Genomic DNA, 16,538 nt, shown 5'->3' on the forward strand with positions numbered 1-16,538 from the left:
GCGGAACTCACGTCAACGGATGTGAAAGCAGCAGCCGTCCGGTTCGCGTCGAGTCGCAGGGGCCAACCATCCGTATTCTCTGATCATGGCCGCCTCCCCCGCATATGCACTGATCGCCACCGACCTGGACGGCACGCTGCTGCGCGCCGACGACACCTTCTCCGACCGGTCGTTGGCCGCGCTCGCGCGGGTGGCCGCGGGCGGGGCCCGGCATCTCGTCGTGACGGGACGGCCGGCGCCCAGAGTGCGGCCGCTGCTCGACGACCTGGGCAGCACGGGGCTCGCGGTGTGCGGGCAGGGCGCGCAGGTGTACGACGCCGGTGCGGACCGTCTGCTGTGGTCGGTGACCCTGGACCAGGAGCTGGCCGAGACCGCGCTCGGGAAGATCGAGGCCGAGGTCGGGCAGGTGTACGCGGCCGTGGACCAGGACGGTGTCGACGGGCTCACTCTCATCGAGCCGGGCTATCTGATGCCCCACCCGACCCTGCCGGCCGTGCGGGTCGACCGGCGCGACGACCTGTGGTGCGAGCCGATCAGCAAGGTGCTGCTGCGCCATCCCTATCTGTCCGACGACGAGTTGGCGGTGACGGCGCGCTCGGTGGTGGGCTCGCTGGCCACGGTCACCATGTCGGGGCCCGGGACCGTCGAACTCCAGCCATGCGGCATCACCAAGGCGACGGGCCTCGCGCTGGCCGCCGAACACCTGGGCCTGAGGCCGGAGATGACGATCGCCTTCGGGGACATGCCCAACGACATCCCCATGTTCGACTGGGCGGCCCACGGCGTCGCGATGGCCAACGCCCACCCCGAACTCAGGGCCGTGGCCGACGAGGTGACCCTGTCGAACGAGGACGACGGCATCGCCGTCGTCCTCGAAAGACTGTTTCCCGGGGCCTAGTAGGCGCCGAAGACGTTGTCGATGGACCCGTACCGCTGGGCCGCGTAGTTGCAGGCCGCGGTGATGTTCGCGACCGGGTCGTACGGGTCCCACGAGGTGTTGGCCACGTGGTAGGCGTTGAAGGTCGGGTCGATCACCTGCAGCAGGCCCTTGGAGGGCGTGCCGGCGGCCGCGTTGGAGTCCCAGAGGTTGATGGCGTACGGGTTGCCGGAGGACTCGCGGATGACGTTGCGGTAGATGCCGTCGTAGGAGCCGGGAATGCCGTGCTCCGCCATGACGGCGAGGGAGGCGCGGATCCAGCCGTCCAGGGTGTTGGAGTAGCCGAGCGTGGTCGCGGTCTGCAGGGGTGGGGTGGCCGCGGACGCGCTGGTCGCGCCGATGAGGGGGAGCGCGAGTACGGCGGCTCCGGTGCCGGCGACGGCGAGCTTGCGGACGAGACGGCTGGTACGGGGACGTCGGTGCTGAGCGGCAGCAGACATGGCGAAGTTCCTCTCCGGCGCCTGCGAGGTGAGCTGTCGGGTTCGGGCTGGAGTTGCCCGGCCACGCCTACGAAAGGCATGACTTCACCCCGAGCCGTACCGGTATGTCCGAAGACGCCCGGTCCGGCGGCTTACCTGGGTCCCCCGCTCCTGCCCTGGTTTCTCGGTGGGTGTACGGGCGGTGGCAGGATTCGGCGTCCGCCCGACAGGCCGGGAACGTATGCGAGAGCACATGTCCGGAACAAGTGGCGAATTCACATGCGAGGCCTATTGACCTTGAGAGGAGGCATTTGGGGCACTTGATCCTTTGCGGTCGCCAACCCTCAACTGGCATGTCGGCAAAGGCGGATCGAAAGATTCCGGATCGGCGTCCGTCCACCTGTCCGCGTGGGCCAAGTCACAGCCGAGCGCAAGAGGTGTAAAACGGTCAAGAATGCCCAACTCGTAGTCAACCGGCTGTCCGTGGGATCCGCTGCTCCCCTGTCCGGTGGAGGGCCGCCTCACCGCCGTCGGTGCGGACGACCTCGCTCGAGGTGCGGAAGTCCGTCCCGTCGCAGGTGTACCCGGGGGGCCTGACGCCGAGCGGCTCGCACGGCTCGGGCTCCTCGAACGCGACGTCCGAGGAGGCTTCACGCGCGCGTACCGGCAGTTCGAGGAAGCTGCCCGCCGGCTCCGGCGGCCGGGCGGGAACGCGTGCCCGTGTGCTGCGGGGAGCGAGAGCGGACAAGGACAGCAGGGCCCTGGAGGCCGTACGGCACCGTCGTCACGTTCGGGGAAGGCCATGTCGGCCCGTGCGGCCATGCACCGATGAGCCCGTATGCGCCCGACGGGCAGGTGCTCGACGAGACTGAGGACCGGGTCGTGCCGGCCGTCCACCGCGAGGACGGCCGCGTCGATCGCGCCGTAGTCCTCGCAGACGCTGCCGTCGCGCCAGTAGGTGTCACCCGTCTGGAGGTCGAGCCAGGTGTGGATGAACGGGTCGACCTGTTCGAGTCGCCCAGCCGCAGGTCCCGCCACACGTCGCCGACAACCAGCCCTTGCGGTCACCGAGCCTGCCGGGGATCAGCGGGCCCGCGAAGGAGCCGACCGACCGGTCGGGATGGATGTGGCGTAGTGGCCGCAGGCGATCAGGACGCCGACATGCCCGGACCGCCGTGCGCGAGCGTGTTGCGACTGCTTCCCTACAAGTCGATAGATATCCCTTCTTTTCAGGTGATCAAAAACATACTGGTCGTGATCCGATACCGCCTGGCATGGACGGGGCGGGCGCTATCGGTGATCCAAAGGTGACCGGATACGCTGACTTGAGTGAGGGCAGCGACCTATCGACATTCCGTATAACCGCCAGTGGGACACCAGCAGACAGGAGACCCCTCGTGACCGTCGTCGGGCCGTTCGGGCTGAGCGTGCGGGACCAGGCTCTGGAAGCCGATGTCCAGGCCGCAATGGCGGCTGTCGAGGAGGGATTGCTCGAAGCCACCAAGAGTGAGGTTCCCTTCATCACCGAGGCCGCCCAGCATCTGGTGCGCGCGGGTGGAAAGCGGTTCCGTCCGCTCCTCGTGATGCTCGCTGCCCAGTTCGGGGATCCCTATGCGCCGGGCGTGGTGCCGTCGGCCGTGGTGGTGGAGCTGACCCACCTCGCGACGCTGTACCACGACGACGTGATGGACGAGGCCGAGGTCCGACGGGGCGTCGACAGCGCCAACACCCGCTGGGGCAACTCGGTGGCCGTGCTGACCGGCGACTTCCTGTTCGCCCGCGCCTCGCACATTCTGGCCGACCTCGGGCCCGAGGCGGTCCGGGTGCAGTCGGAGGCGTTCGAGCGCCTGGTCACCGGCCAGATCCTGGAGACGGCCGGGCCGCAGGACGGCAGGGACCCGGTCGAGCACTACCTGGACGTGCTCGGCGGCAAGACGGGCTCACTGGTCGCGGTCTCGTGCCGCTTCGGGGCGATGATGTCCGGCGCCGACGAGACGGTCGTGGACGTCCTGACCCAGTACGGCGAGCGTCTCGGCGTCGCCTTCCAGCTCGCCGACGACGTCCTGGACATCGCCTCCGACTCCCACGAGTCCGGCAAGACGCCGGGCACGGACCTGCGCGAGGGCATCCCCACGATGCCGGTGCTGCGGTTGCGCGAGCGGGCCGCGCGTCTTGGTCTGGCCGAGGACATCGCCCTGTGCGAGCTGCTCGACTCCGACCTCACGGACGACGCCCGGCACGCGGAGGCGCTGGCCGCCCTGCGGACGCACCCCGCGCTGGAGCAGGCCCGCAAGGACACCGTGCGCTACGCGGAGGAGGCGCGCGCGGCGCTGGCCCCGCTGCGGGAGTGCGACGCGAAGGCGGCCCTGATGGAGCTGTGCGACGCGGTGGTGCATCGCGCGGGCTAACACCTGCGGACCGTTTGGCAGAGCGGGCGCCCCCTACGGGTAGTAGGGGGCGCCCGCATGTCGTGTCATACCCCAGGTGTACACGGAGTTGGCTCCGAGGTCTGACGCATTCTCATGGCCGATTTGGTCAGATGGACATCACAGAAAACACCACTCCTCACCGATTCGGGTGAGAATGGCGGCTACAGGGTGGACGCAGGGGAGTTGACAGCCGCCGCCGACGACGGAGGTAAGGCACACATGGCACCGTACGAATCCGACGACAGCGCGACCGCCGCGGACGCCGAAGAGCTGCGCTCCGCGCGCCGCCGCAAGGCCGCGCGATACGCCGTGCCGGCCACGGTGGTGGGCATCGCGGCGGCGACCATCGGGCTCGTCCCGGCGCTCGCCGACTCCGGTGACCCCGACCTGCCGAAGATCAGCGCCCAGGAACTCATCGAGAAGATCGCCGCATCGGACGTACAGCAGCTTTCCGGCACCGTGAAGATCACCACGGATCTGGGGCTGCCGGACCTCGGCGGCCTGGAGAGCTCGTTCGGCTCCGCCGCCGGGCCCTCAGGCTCGGGCGACGGCTCCTCCGCCGACCCCTCCACCAAGCTCACCGAGCTCGCCTCCGGCACGCACACACTGCGCGTCGCGGCCGACGGCGAGAACAGGCAGAAGGTCTCGCTGCTGGAGAACGCGGCCGAATACAGCCTCATCCACAACGGCAAGGACGTCTGGGGCTACGACAGCAAGTCCAACTCGGTCTTCCACACCACGGCCTCCGAGAGCGACGGGAAGCAGAAGGAAGAGCTCCCGGCGACGCCCAAGGACCTCGCCGAGGAGGCTCTCAAGGCCGCCGACAAGACCACGTCGGTGACGGTGGACGGCACCGCGCAGGTCGCGGGGCGGGACGCCTACCGGCTCGTCATCAAGCCCAAGGACGAAGGGTCGACGGTCGGCCAGATCACCGTGGCCGTGGACTCGAAGACCGGGCTGCCGCTGAAGTTCACGCTGACGCCGGCGAGCGGCGGTTCCGCCGTCGTGGACGCGGGCTTCACCCAGGTCAGCTTCGCCAAGCCGGCCGCCTCGACCTTCGACTTCACCCCGCCCAAGGGCGCGAAGGTCGAGGAGGGGGACGCCACCAAGGCGCCCGGGCGCTCCGAGCGTTCCGAGCACCCCGAGGGCTTCGGCAAGGGCTCGGCCGACGAGTTCGGCAAGGGCGGCCCCGAGGGGCTGAACGTCATCGGGGACGGCTGGGACTCCATAGCCACCTTCGACACCGGCGGCCAGGGCGTCCCGTCCGGCTCCGAGGTCGGCGGTGACGTCGGCGGCTTCCTGGACTCGCTCGGCGACAAGGTCTCCGGGAAGTTCGGCGAGGGCACCGTCTTCAAGACCCGCCTGATCAACGCCCTGATCACCGACGACGGCAAGGTCTACGTCGGCGCGGTCACCAAGGACGCGCTGGTGAAGGCGGCCGACGCGGCGAAGTAGGACGCGCACGGCACGACGAATCGAGGGAGCCGATGGACCAGCCGTCCGCCACGGAGCCGGATCCGGAGGGGGCGCGCGAGGGCGGAGACGCGGGTGACGGCGTCATCCGCACCCACGCCCTCACCAAGCGCTACCGCGGCGGACAGCTCGCCGTGGACGGTCTCGACCTGACCGTCCCGGCGGGCAGCGTCTTCGGCTTCCTCGGCCCGAACGGCTCCGGCAAGACCACCACCATCCGCATGCTGATGGGCCTCATCGAACCGACCTCCGGCTCGGCGCGCGTCCTGGGCCACCCCATGCCGCGCGCCTCCCGGACCGTACTCCCGCACGTCGGCGCGCTCATCGAGGGCCCGGCCCTCTACGGCTTCCTCTCCGGCCGCGACAACCTCATCCGCTACGACGCCGCGGACCCGACCGCCGACCCCCGCACCCGGGGCACCCGCGTGGCAGCGGCCCTGGACCGGGTGGGCCTGGCGGCCGCCGCCGGCAAGAAGGCGAAGGCGTACTCGCTGGGCATGAAACAGCGCCTCGGCCTGGCGGCGGCCCTGCTCCAGCCCCGCAGACTCCTGGTCCTGGACGAACCGACCAACGGCCTGGACCCACAGGGCATGCGCGAGATCCGTTCCCTGGTGAGAGAGCTGGCCTCGGACGGCACCACCGTCTTCCTCTCCTCCCACCTCCTCGACGAGATCGAACAGGTATGCACCCACGCAGCGGTGATGGCCCAGGGCCGCCTGATCACCCAGGGATCGGTGAGCGACCTCGCGGCGGGCGCGAGGAGCAGGCTGGTGGTCACGACACCGGACACGACGGACGCGGCGCGGGTGCTGAAGGAGCAGGGGGTCGGTGATGTGGTCATCGACGAGGACCGGGTGACGTCCGACCCTCCGGAGGGCGAACTCGCCGCCATCAACGCCGCGTTGGTGACGGCAGGGGTACGGGTACGGGGCTTCGGTGTCGAACGAGCCTCCCTGGAGGACGCCTTCGTAGCGTTGACGGGGGAGGGCTTCGATGTCGCAGGCTGAGCTGAGCGCCCCGCAGGGGCGCGGGGCCGTGTCGAATGTGCGGCTACCGCCGCGCGGGCGCGACCAGCCACAACCCGCCCGCAGCCGTCGTACAACCTTCCTCGGCACCCTCCTGCGCAACGAACTGCTCACCACCTTCCGCCGCTGGCGAACCCTCGCTCTCCTCGCCGTACTCGCGGCGGTCCCGATCCTCGTAGGCATCGCAGTGAAGATCGAGACCAGCGACGGCTCCTCGGCCGGCGCCGACGGTGGTGGTGGCCCCGCCTTCATCTCGCAGATCACCAACAACGGCCTCTTCCTGGTCTTCACCGCCCTCGCCGCGACCCTCCCCTTCTTCCTCCCGATGTCCGTCGGCGTCATCGCGGGCGACGCGATCGCGGGCGAGGCCAACGCCGGTACCCTGCGCTACCTCCTGGTCGCCCCGGCGGGCCGCACCCGGCTGCTCCTCACCAAGTACGCGACGGTGATGGTGTTCTGCCTGGTCGCCACCCTCGTGGTAGCCCTCTCGGCGCTGACGGTGGGGGCCATCCTCTTCCCGCTCGGGGACCTGACGACGATCTCCGGCACTCAGATCACCTTCACGGAGGGACTGGGAAGAGCCCTGCTGATCGCCCTGGTGGTGGCCGCGTCACTGACCGGCGTGGCGGCCCTCGGCCTGTTCGTCTCGACGCTCACGAGCAGCGGCATCGCGGCGATGGCCACGACGGTGGGCCTGCTGATCACGGTCCAGATCCTCGACCAGATCCCCCAACTGCACGCGCTGCAGCCGTACTTCTTCTCCCACTACTGGCTGTCCTTCGCCGACCTCATGCGCGAACCGGTCTACTGGGACGGCCTGGTGAAGAACCTCGGCCTCCAGGCCCTGTACGCGGCGGTGTTCGGCTCGGCGGCGTGGGCGAGGTTCATGGCGAAGGACATCACGGCGTGAGCTGTTCATAGGGGAACCGCGCCAGCGGCGCCTCCTGCTCGAAGAACGTCTTCGCGCGGGCGAGGGCATCGGTGTCCCTCAGCACGGCACCGGGCTTGTTGCCGTTGCCGAGCAGCACCCCGCCGAAGCGCATGCCCATGTAGGCGGCCGAGTTGCTGAGGGTGCCGACCAGCGGGTCGGCGACCTCGAACTCCTGGTGTGCCATCGCGGTGACGCCCCACAGCGTGCGCCCGGCCATGGTCGCCTTGAACTCGACGCCCGGAGTGCGCAGCCAGCCGGCCCAGTGGTCCAGATAGCGCTTGATGTGGGCGGAGACCGAGTACCAGTACAGCGGGGAAGCGATGACGATGTCCGTCGCCGCGAGCGTCGCATCGAACAGCAGTGCCGTGTTGCCGATCGTCGGACGCACGTGGTCGGTGTCGTGGAGGAGAGCCTCGAAGTCGGGCAACGAATGCTCCGTGAGGTCGATCCACTGCTGCTCGACGTCAGAGGGCAGTTGCTCGGCGGCCCGGCGGGCCAGCAGTTCGGTGTTGCCGTCGCTGCGGCTGCTGCCGAGCACGAACAGGAAACGGCGTGTCATGGGAGATCCCTCGGGTGATCGGCTGTGATCGGCGGTGATCGACGTACGGTAAATCCTCGCACATGCATTATATGCGTGCGCATTTACCTGTCCAGTGGCGAGCCAGGGCGGTCGTTGGCGGCACCCCGGCGAACGCGCCCAGCTCCGGATCCACCCGCCGGAACCGCACCAGGGCGGAGGCGACGACGTCGACGGCCCGCAATGAGTGCGCACGTACCGCTGAAGCGATGTCCCGGGAGGAGAGGGAAGTCAGTCGGAGTCCTCGGCCGTCACGGGGCGGCGGCCCGGGTGAGCCGGACCAGCGCCTCGGTCCCGCGAGGCGGGGTTCCGTCCAGGTCACCGAGGCGCCACGCGGGGACCCAGGGCACGCGGTACACGTCCACCGTGGACTCGATCTCCTTGAGCTGCCGGGCGAGCGGGCGCGGGAGCCGGCCCGGGGCGTCCGCGACGAGGACGACGGCGTCGAGGTCGAGCCCGGGCGGGTGCTCCCCGCGCCGGAAGAGCTCCAGGCCGCGGCGGGCGGCGAGCAGACCCGCGGCGTGTGTACGGGCGACGAGCAGGACGGAGGCCGGCGCACCGGGGCCCGGCCAGTCACGTCCGCTGTCGTGGCCGCCGTAGACGGCGGCCAGGGTGGAGACGCCGGCGCCGCCATGCGTGCCGACCCACGCGAACCGCCTCCCGGGCGGGGCCACCGGCCCGCGGATCCAGATCTCCGGCCCCTGCTGCACGCTCTCCACCTCTCGCCGCACGTCGGTCCCCATGCCCGGGTCCCGACCCCGTCATCCCACTCGCCCTCCACCTGCTGGGACAGGCCTGTGACATCACGGTGACCTGAGAACCGGGGGCGAGCGGCGAGACTCGACAGTACGTGCACGACCGTGAGGGATGAGATGTCTCGACTCAGCCGCGAAAAGAAGCGGGACCAGCAGCGGGGTGCGACCCCGATCGACGTCCGCGTCCCCCTGACGGGTGAGTCCGCGACGGTGGCCGGAGCACCGGTCACCGCCCCGCCCGGCGAGGAACTCCACCAGACCGTCCTGACCCACCTCCACCATCTCGCCCTCACCGGCGGGCACCCCGTCCACGCCACGATCCACGACGCCCGCATCGGGTACGTGGTCCCGCTGGAAGTCACGACGGACGGCTCCAGCCGTTTCACCGCGGAGCCCGTACGGATGGCTCCGTCGGAGGGTCCGCCGTTCGGCGCGGGCGAGGAGTCCGCGGAGACGCCCTGGCCGTCCGCAGCCGCTGCCCCGCACGAGGAGCCCTCGCAGCTCCCGCGGTCACTCGACGAGCCGACGCGGGACCCGGCTCCCACGTCCCGGCTGCGGAACCTGCCCGAGCCGCAGCCGGCGGACGCCGAACCCTCCCCGACCCAGGTCCTACGACGGCTGCCGCACCCTCGGCGCACCGACCCGGCTCCGGCTCAGCCCCCCGGGACGGTCGCACCCCCGACGGGCGAGTTCGGCCCGCCCCCCGTCATGGACGCGAGCCCGACCCCCGCCCCGCTGTCACCGACCGACCCCGCCTACGCCCCCAGGCCCCTGCCACAGCCCGGCCCCGCTCCGACCCCGGCCCCGCAGCCGTCGGACGCCGTGCCGTCTCCCGTCCCTCCGCCGTCGGACGCAGTCCCCACCCCCGGCCCTACCCCCGTCCCTCCGCCGTCGGACGCCGTCCCCGCCCCGCAGCCGCCAAGCGACTCGCCGCCCGCGCCCGCGCTGGAGCCCAAGCCCCTGCCCTCGGCCGGTTTCGCCGGTGTGCCGCAGCCGCTCCCGTCGGCCTCGCCCGCCCCTCGTGCCGCCGCCCCGCTCATCGATGCCGTCCCCCTCCTGGACGACCCCGGTCCCCAGCCGACCCCCGTGCGGGGGTTCGACGCCGTGGCCGAGGCCCTGCTGGGGGAGGGGCTGGTGGTGGAGGACGGCGCCGTTCTCGCGGAGCCCGTCGGGCGGATCAGTGAGGCGGTGCGGGAGGGACGGACGGACCTTGCCGCCGAACTGGCGGAGCGGGTGGTCGGCGAGGCGTCCGAGACCTTGGGCGCCGAGCATCCCGATGTGCTGCGGGTGCGTGAACTCGCCGCCTACATCGCCTACTTGGGCGGCGAGCCGGTCCGCGCCGCGGAGATCTCCCTCGACCTGGCCGACATCCACCACCGCGCCGGAGACGCCGAGGCGGCCTACGGCAACGTACACAGCGCGGCCACCGCGTGGAAGGCCGTACGTGATCCGCTGCGGGGCCTGGAACTCGGCCGCGACCTGCTCACCCTGTGGACGGACCTGGCCGCCGGAGAAGGCCCGGCGGCCGAGGAACCCGACAAGCTGGAGTCGGCCCGCGCCCGCATGCTCCGCCTCGCGGAACGCGCACGGAACGCGGACCAGTAGCCCGGGAAGGCCTGTTACCGCGTTACCGGGACAGTTCCCACACCGCGTACGCCACCGCGCCACTGTTGCGGTCCAGTGCCGTGTCGTCGATGTTGGCCGTGGTGTCGCACGACGCGTGGTAGCAGCGGTCGAAGGCCAGCCCCGAGGTCCCGCCCCACTTGGCCGCCTGCGCCGCCGTCTTGACGTAGTCCGCTCCGCTGAACAGCCCGCCCACCGGCACGCCCGCGTTCTTGAAGGGTGCGTGGTCGGAGCGGCCGTCGCCCTCGGTCTCGATCTCGGTCGGGACGCCGAGACCGGCGTAGTACGCCTTGAAGGTCTTCTCGATGGCCGGGTCGTCGTCGTAGACGAAGTACCCGGGGTTGGGCGAGCCGATCATGTCGAAGTTGAGGTAGCCGCTGATCCTTGAACGGTTCGCCGTCGACAGGCTGTTGACGTAATACCTCGACCCCACCATGCCCAGCTCCTCCGCGCCCCACCAAGCGAACCGCAGGTGCTTCGTGGGCTGGTAACCGGCCCGGGACACCGCGAGCGCGGTCTCCAGTACGGCCGCCGAACCGGACCCGTTGTCGTTGATGCCCGCGCCCGCCGTCACGCTGTCCAGGTGCGAGCCGGACATGACCACCTGGTTGGTGTCGCCGCCCGGCCAGTCGGCGATCAGGTTGTAGCCGGTGCGGCTGGAGGACGTGAACTGCTGGATGGCCGTGGTGAATCCGGCGGCGTCCAGCTTGGCCTTCACATAGTCGAGCGACGCTTTGTAACCGGCGCGGCCGTGCGCGCGGTTGCCGCCGTTGGCGGTGGCGATGGACTGCAGCTGGGCCAGATGCGCCTTCACGTTGACCACCGGGATGTCCGGGGCCGCGGCCACCGCGGGCTGCCCCGCGGGGGCCGCGCCGGCTATGGATCCGCCGGCCAGGAGGGAGACGGCTGCGACGACGGCGGTGGCCGTGACGCGTCCGGGAACCGAGAGCTTCATGTGGGGGGCTCCGAATTCCATGGGAACCCCTGAAGTCACAGGGATTCCACAGCGAATGGGTGCCTGGATGGTGAAGCTGGGGTTGACTCACCGTCAAGGGCGGAATCCGGTCACGGGCGTTCGCATAACGGACCCCCTCGCTCTCATGGGGTCATTGCACGCAGAACTCGTTCCCCTCCGGATCCGCCATCACCACCCACTCGCCGCCCTGCTCCTTCACCTCCCGCAGCACGCTCGCCCCGAGCCCCGTCAGCCGCTCGACCTCGGCCGCCCGCCGTCCGTCGCCGGCGTGCACGTCGAGATGGAGCCGGTTCTTGACGGTCTTCGCCTCCGGCACCCGCTGGAACAGCAGCCGCCGGCCGCGACCCGTGCCGCTGTCCTTGTCGTACGGGTCCTCGGGATGCCGTACGGCGACCAGGTCCCGGAAGGCGAGGCGCGCGTGGTACTCGACGGTGGCCTCGCGCGGCAGCGCGCCGAGCTCCAGCAACCGCTGGATGAGCGCGTCGTTGTCCTCGACCACGTAGTGCAGAGCGGCGGCCCAGAAGTCGGCCTGGGCGTGTGGGTCGCGGGCGTCGACGACCAGTTTCCAGTGCAGGGGTGCGGGTGTGGTCTGCGTCATGGAGTCACTTATAGCCGTCCCGGTCGAGGATCTGCCTTACCTTGCAGTCCTCGCGGGTGTCCTATGGGAAGGGGCAGGCGTCACGGTGATCGGAGGAGACTGACCCTCAGTCGAGTAACTCCCCTGACGATGGAGTGTTGCCATGGGCGCACGCGCCTGGGCGCTGTTGCTCGTCCTCTGCGGAACGATCTTCTTGGAGGGCGCCGACATCGCGATGATGGCCGTCGCGATCCCCTCGATCCGGTCCGATCTCGGGCTCGCGACCGACACAGCGGCCTGGGTGGTCAGCGCCTATGTGCTCGGCTACGCCGGTTTCACCCTCCTCGGCGGGCGCGCGGCGGACCTGCTCGGCCGCCGCCGGATGTTCCTGGTCTGGCTGACGGTCTTCCTCGCCTTCTCGGGCCTCGGAGGCCTGGCGACCGAGGGCTGGATGCTGGTGGTCGCCCGCTTCGTCACCGGCGTCTCCTCCGCCTTCATGACCCCGGCCGCGCTGTCCCTGATCACCACGTCCTACGAGGAGGGTCCGAAGCGCAACAAGGCCCTGCTGGTCTACGCGGGCACCGGAGCCGGCGGTTTCTCCCTCGGCCTGGTGATCGGCGGCCTGCTCACCGCGCTCGGCTGGCGCTGGGTGTTCTTCGCGCCGGTGCTGATGGCCGGCGCCCTGCTCCTGGCGGCCTTCCGGCTGATCCCGCGCCGGCCCGCCCCGCCGCCGACCGGGCACGGCTTCGACCTGCTCGGCACCCTGACCGCCGCCGGCGCCATGCTGCTGGCCGCCTACACCGTCGTACGCCTGGAACACGGCCTGGACGCGTGGCGGTCGACGACGGCGTCCGCCCTCGGGGCGCTGCTGCTCGGGGCCGCCTTCGTCGGCGTGGAACGCCGGGCCGCGCACCCCCTGGTCCGGCTCGGGATCCTGCGCACGGGACCGGTCGTGCGGGCCGACCTCGGGGCGCTGCTGTTCGTCGGGGCCTTCTTCGGCTTCCAGTTCGTGGTGACGCTCTATCTCCAGGAACTGCGCGGCTGGTCCTCGGTACAGACCGCGATCGCCCTGGTGATCATGGGCTGCGACGCGGTGCTCGCGCCCACGCTCACCCCGAGGCTCGTCGCCCGCTTCGGCAACGTACCCGTGATCGTCGGCGGCTTCCTGCTGGCGGTGCTCGCCTACGGCCTCTTCCTGCCGGTCGGCATGGACTGGCCCTACCTGGCGATGTTCCCGACGCTGATCATCGCCGGCACCGCCTTCGCGCTGGCGTACGGGCCGTTGACGATCGCGGCGACGGACGGGGTCGCCGAGTCCGAGCAGGGCCTCGCGAGTGGGCTGCTGCACACGGCGAGCCAGTTCGGTTCGGCGATCGGGATCTCCGCCGTGACGGCGGTCTACGGCCTGGCGCTGGGCGAGGCCGGCGACTCCGGACCCGAGGCCAGGCTCTCCGCCTTCCGTACGGCGCTGACGGTGCCCGTCGTCATGGTGGTGGTGGGCCTCGTGATCTCCCTCCTGAGCGTCCGCGCGGTGCGCAGGGCGTCCCAGGTGAGCAGCGTCAACGCCAGCCAGACCAGCGCGAACCCGGCCCAGCGCTCGGGTGGCATGGCCTCGCCGAAGTAGAAGATGCCGAGCAGGAACTGGAAGACCGGGGCCAGGTACTGGAGCAGTCCCAGCGTGGACAGCGGCACGCGGATCGCCGCCGCGCCGAAGCAGACCAGGGGGAGCGCGGTGACGATGCCGGTCGAGGCGAGCAGCGCCGCGTGCCCCGGCCCCTCGGAGGCGAAGCTCAGGTCGCCGTGCGAGCTCAGCCACAGCAGATACCCGAGCGCGGGCAGGAACTGGATCGCGGTCTCGGCGGCCAGCGACTCCACGCCGCCGAGGTTCACCTTCTTCTTGACCAGGCCGTAGGTGGCGAAGGAGAAGGCGAGGGTGAGGGAGATCCACGGGGGCCGGCCGTATCCGACGGTGAGGACGAGCACGGCGGCGGCGCCCACCCCGACCGCCGTCCACTGCACGGGCCGCAGCCGCTCCTTGAGCAGCAGCACGCCCATCGCGATGGTGACCAGCGGATTGATGAAGTACCCGAGCGAGGCCTCGACCACGTGACCGCTGTTGACGGCCCAGATGTAGACGCCCCAGTTCACGGTGATGACGGCGGCGGCGACGGTGATCAGCGCCAGTCTGCGCGGCTGCCGCAGCAGCTCACCGGCCCAGGCCCAACGCCGTACGAAGACCAGCGCGACGGCGACGAAGACGAGCGACCACACCATCCGGTGGGCGAGGATCTCCGCGGCCCCGGCGGGCTTGAGCAGCGGCCAGAAGAGGGGGACGAGGCCCCACATCCCGTACGCGGCGAAGCCGTTCAGCAGACCTATGTGCCCCTCGCCCCTCGACTTCACGGACTCTCCTCCTCGCGCCGTCCTCGCCCGCACGAAGGTAACGCCGAGCACCCCCGGCTGTCATGCCCGTATCGCTATACGGTCATGACAGCCGGGGGTGTCGGTCCCAGGGCCGGCTGGGGGAGTGTCAGCCCTTGAGCGCGACCGCGATCGACTCGGCGATCGGGGTGGCCGGACGGCCGGTCAGCCGGGACAGGTCGCCGGAGGTGACGACCAGCTCGCCCTTCGCGATGGAGGCGTCGACACCGGCGAGGGTCGCGGCGAGCGGGGCCGGCAGTCCTACGCCCGTCAGGATCCCGGTGTAGGCCTCGACGGAGACGGCGTTGTAGGCGATCTCCTTGCCGGTCTGCCGGCTCAGCTCGGCCGCGTACTCGGCGAAGCCCCAGGGCTCGTCGCCGCCCAGCTCGTACGTCGTGTTCTCGTGCCCCTCGCCGGTCAGCACGGCCACGGCGGCGGCCGCGTAGTCGGCGCGCGAGGCGGAGGAGACGCGACCGTCGCCGGCCGCCTGCACCACGGCGCCGTGCTCCAGGACGGGGGCGAGGTTCTCGGTGTAGTTCTCGTTGTACCAGCCGTTGCGCAGCAGCGAGTAGGTCACGCCGGAGGCGAGGAGCGCCTCCTCGGTGGCCCGGTGGTCGTCGGCGAGCGCGGCCTTGAGGCTGCCCGGGGCGCTGGTGTACGCGAGGAGCGCCACGTTCGCGGCCTTGGCGGCGTCGATGACGACCTGGTGCTGGGCGGGGCGGCCCTTGTCGAACTCGTTGCCGGAGATCAGCAGCACCTTGTCGCCGGCCGCGAAGACCTTGTCGAAGGTCTCGGGGCTGTTGTAGTCGGCGACCGCTATCTTCACGCCCTTGGCGGCGAAGTCGGCGGCCTTCTCCGGGGTACGCACGACGGCGGTGATCTGCTCGGCCGGGACCTTCTCGAGCAGCTGCTCGACGACGTGGCGGCCGAGGTGTCCGGTGGCTCCGGTGACGACGATGCTCATGATGTGCGATCTCCTTGTGGGGTGCGGTGGCACTAACCATAGGTGAAGCGCTAACTCTGCGAAAGTACCAACTTTGAAGTAAGGTACTGGCATGTCAGTAAGCGCTGAGATGAACGCCCCGGAGAAGTCGGCCGAAGCGATGTGTCCCCACCGCCTCGTCCTGGAGCACGTGACGAGCCGGTGGGGCGTCCTGGTCCTGATCCAGCTTCTCGACCGCCCGCACCGCTTCAGCGAACTCCGCCGGGCGATCGGCGGCCTCGGTCGCGGTGTCAGCGAGAAGATGCTGACGCAGACGCTGCAGACCCTGGAGCGGGACGGCCTGGTGCACCGGGATGCCAAGCCGGTGATCCCCCCGAGGGTCGACTATTCGCTCACCGACCTCGGCCGCGAGGCGGCGGAACAGGTGCGCGGGCTGGCGGAGTGGACCGCGAGGAGGATGGCGGCGGTGCAGGAGGCGCGGGAGGTGTACGACGCGCGGAAGAGGGGCTCTGAGCAGGGGTGATACGCCGGACCCGGGCCGCCTGAAGGCATGTACACGGCGCCAGGGGGCACACATGTATCAGGGCGTTGGTCGACATGCGAGCCTCGTCCACCCATGCGCCCCCTCTCCGCCTCCCGCGCCGACTTGAGTCGGCGGGCACGCTGGATGCGGAGTGCCCACGCCCACCGTGCACCGACCCGCCATGCCACTTCTCGGCGCACGGTCACCGGATCCAGGGGGATGCCTTGACATGGCCACAGACTCCGGCCGCACGTAGTAGCAGGATCGGTTCTGCGGCAGTGTCTGGACTCAGCGTGATACGAGCGTTCTTCGCCCGCCGCGGCCGCTGTCGGAGCCAGGAGGAACTCCTGCTGGGCCTGCTGCGGCAGATCACGCTGATGACGGAGGAGATACACCGGGCGAACCTGATCCAGGAGTACCGGATCGCCATGGAGCAGATGGACCGGACGATCGACGATCCGTCCCTGGCGGACGCCCGCAGCACGCTGGAGGGAGTCTCCGAGGGCAGGCGCCGACAGCTGATCTTCGCCAACCGGCAGTACACCTCGCTGCTGCTGGCCCATCGTGTCGGTTCGCTCGAGTGGAACGAACTCCTGGGGCATCTCAGGATCCTGTGCCGCAATTCCGTCTTCGCCGAGTACTGGGACCGTACGGAGGAGCATCGCCGGAGCGTGCCGGAGGAGTCCCTGGAACACCGGGTCGGCAAGGCCGTTGACGCCATGATGGAAGATCTGGCCGATGACCCGGACGAATGGTGGGTCGTCGGCCGCGTCGGGGAGCCGCCATCCGAACCGTCCGGATGAGAACGACCTCCATGACGGAGGCGAGCCTCCAGACTGAGCGGCGAGGCCGTCAACGCGAGGGCGGATACTCGACCGGCGGTGTGAAATACGGCTCTCCAGGGTGTAGTTGTGAACGCGGGCCGTCTC

At 70.4% G+C, this 16,538-nt stretch carries 16 protein-coding genes, 2 pseudogenes and 1 riboswitch; of the genes and pseudogenes, 9 read left to right on the forward strand and 9 right to left on the reverse strand.

The window, feature by feature from the left end:
- Nucleotides 1-85: 85 nt before the first annotated feature.
- On the forward strand, nt 86-898 hold the full coding sequence (locus ACIBJB_RS34100) for an HAD family hydrolase (protein WP_398936438.1): 813 nt from the start codon (nt 86-88) through the stop codon (nt 896-898).
- Here the strand turns inward: ACIBJB_RS34100 and ACIBJB_RS34105 are convergent.
- The 3 genes and pseudogenes from ACIBJB_RS34105 to ACIBJB_RS34115 all read right to left on the reverse strand — a co-directional run.
- The gene (locus ACIBJB_RS34105) at nt 895-1,377 is read right to left on the reverse strand and encodes a transglycosylase SLT domain-containing protein (protein WP_398936440.1); all 483 of its coding nucleotides are present in this window, start codon (nt 1,375-1,377) and stop codon (nt 895-897) included. The two genes, ACIBJB_RS34100 and ACIBJB_RS34105, sit on opposite strands and share 4 nt — an antisense overlap.
- A gap of 3 nt (nt 1,378-1,380) precedes the next feature.
- Nucleotides 1,381-1,556: riboswitch (cyclic di-AMP (ydaO/yuaA leader) on the reverse strand.
- A 269-nt stretch (nt 1,557-1,825) separates the two neighbouring features.
- Nucleotides 1,826-2,104 (reverse strand): hypothetical protein, encoded by a 279-nt coding sequence (locus tag ACIBJB_RS34110; protein WP_398936757.1) that lies wholly within the window; start codon nt 2,102-2,104, stop codon nt 1,826-1,828.
- A pseudogene (locus tag ACIBJB_RS34115) lies at nt 2,073-2,420 on the reverse strand (CocE/NonD family hydrolase); the annotation flags it as partial. The gene ACIBJB_RS34110 and the pseudogene ACIBJB_RS34115, both read right to left, overlap by 32 nt.
- A 333-nt stretch (nt 2,421-2,753) precedes the next feature.
- Here ACIBJB_RS34115 and ACIBJB_RS34120 point away from each other — a divergent pair.
- From ACIBJB_RS34120 to ACIBJB_RS34135, 4 genes are all read left to right on the forward strand, one after another.
- The gene (locus ACIBJB_RS34120; protein ID WP_398936442.1) at nt 2,754-3,764 is read left to right on the forward strand and encodes a polyprenyl synthetase family protein; all 1,011 of its coding nucleotides are present in this window, start codon (nt 2,754-2,756) and stop codon (nt 3,762-3,764) included.
- Between the two features lie 240 nt (nt 3,765-4,004).
- Nucleotides 4,005-5,240, forward strand: coding sequence for an outer membrane lipoprotein carrier protein LolA (locus ACIBJB_RS34125; protein ID WP_398936444.1), 1,236 nt, complete (start codon nt 4,005-4,007; stop codon nt 5,238-5,240).
- A gap of 32 nt (nt 5,241-5,272) precedes the next feature.
- Nucleotides 5,273-6,265 (forward strand): ABC transporter ATP-binding protein, encoded by a 993-nt coding sequence (locus ACIBJB_RS34130; RefSeq protein ID WP_398936446.1) that lies wholly within the window; start codon nt 5,273-5,275, stop codon nt 6,263-6,265.
- Nucleotides 6,252-7,193: an ABC transporter permease gene (locus tag ACIBJB_RS34135; protein ID WP_398936448.1), complete on the forward strand. Its 942-nt coding sequence runs from the start codon at nt 6,252-6,254 to the stop codon at nt 7,191-7,193. Before ACIBJB_RS34130 ends, ACIBJB_RS34135 begins: the two co-directional genes overlap by 14 nt.
- On the opposite strand, the gene ACIBJB_RS34140 is transcribed toward ACIBJB_RS34135, so the two are convergent.
- A complete protein-coding gene (locus tag ACIBJB_RS34140) occupies nt 7,183-7,773 on the reverse strand; it encodes a flavodoxin family protein (RefSeq protein ID WP_398936450.1) in 591 nt (196 codons plus the stop codon). The two genes, ACIBJB_RS34135 and ACIBJB_RS34140, sit on opposite strands and share 11 nt — an antisense overlap.
- 269 nt (nt 7,774-8,042) lie before the next feature.
- Entirely contained in the window at nt 8,043-8,534 is a 492-nt protein-coding gene (locus tag ACIBJB_RS34145) for a DUF6668 family protein (RefSeq protein ID WP_398936452.1), read from the reverse strand.
- A 129-nt stretch (nt 8,535-8,663) separates the two neighbouring features.
- Here ACIBJB_RS34145 and ACIBJB_RS34150 point away from each other — a divergent pair, with 129 nt between their 5' ends.
- The gene (locus ACIBJB_RS34150) at nt 8,664-10,151 is read left to right on the forward strand and encodes a hypothetical protein (RefSeq protein WP_398936454.1); all 1,488 of its coding nucleotides are present in this window, start codon (nt 8,664-8,666) and stop codon (nt 10,149-10,151) included.
- A 22-nt stretch (nt 10,152-10,173) separates the two neighbouring features.
- On the opposite strand, the gene ACIBJB_RS34155 is transcribed toward ACIBJB_RS34150, so the two are convergent.
- Complete coding sequence (locus tag ACIBJB_RS34155) at nt 10,174-11,124, reverse strand: M28 family metallopeptidase (protein WP_398936736.1); 951 nt, start codon at nt 11,122-11,124, stop codon at nt 10,174-10,176.
- Between the two features lie 151 nt (nt 11,125-11,275).
- Nucleotides 11,276-11,743 (reverse strand): VOC family protein, encoded by a 468-nt coding sequence (locus tag ACIBJB_RS34160; RefSeq protein WP_398936456.1) that lies wholly within the window; start codon nt 11,741-11,743, stop codon nt 11,276-11,278.
- Between the two features lie 217 nt (nt 11,744-11,960).
- Between ACIBJB_RS34160 and ACIBJB_RS34165 the strand changes: the two are divergent.
- A pseudogene (locus ACIBJB_RS34165) lies at nt 11,961-13,040 on the forward strand (MFS transporter); the annotation flags it as partial.
- 80 nt (nt 13,041-13,120) lie between these two features.
- Here ACIBJB_RS34165 and rarD read toward each other — a convergent pair.
- Together rarD and ACIBJB_RS34175 are read right to left on the reverse strand one after the other, a co-directional pair.
- Complete coding sequence (gene rarD / locus ACIBJB_RS34170; protein WP_398936738.1) at nt 13,121-14,068, reverse strand: EamA family transporter RarD; 948 nt, start codon at nt 14,066-14,068, stop codon at nt 13,121-13,123.
- Between the two features lie 184 nt (nt 14,069-14,252).
- Complete coding sequence (locus ACIBJB_RS34175; protein ID WP_398936458.1) at nt 14,253-15,107, reverse strand: SDR family oxidoreductase; 855 nt, start codon at nt 15,105-15,107, stop codon at nt 14,253-14,255.
- 91 nt (nt 15,108-15,198) lie between these two features.
- On the opposite strand from ACIBJB_RS34175, the gene ACIBJB_RS34180 reads away from it, so the two are divergent.
- A complete protein-coding gene (locus ACIBJB_RS34180) occupies nt 15,199-15,609 on the forward strand; it encodes a winged helix-turn-helix transcriptional regulator (protein WP_398936460.1) in 411 nt (136 codons plus the stop codon).
- A gap of 224 nt (nt 15,610-15,833) precedes the next feature.
- Entirely contained in the window at nt 15,834-16,412 is a 579-nt protein-coding gene (locus ACIBJB_RS34185) for a DUF6082 family protein (protein WP_398936462.1), read from the forward strand.
- Nucleotides 16,413-16,538 lie beyond the last annotated feature (126 nt).

Origin of the sequence: Streptomyces sp. NPDC050759, assembly GCF_044456945.1 — a bacterium.
GTDB lineage: Bacteria > Actinomycetota > Actinomycetes > Streptomycetales > Streptomycetaceae > Streptomyces.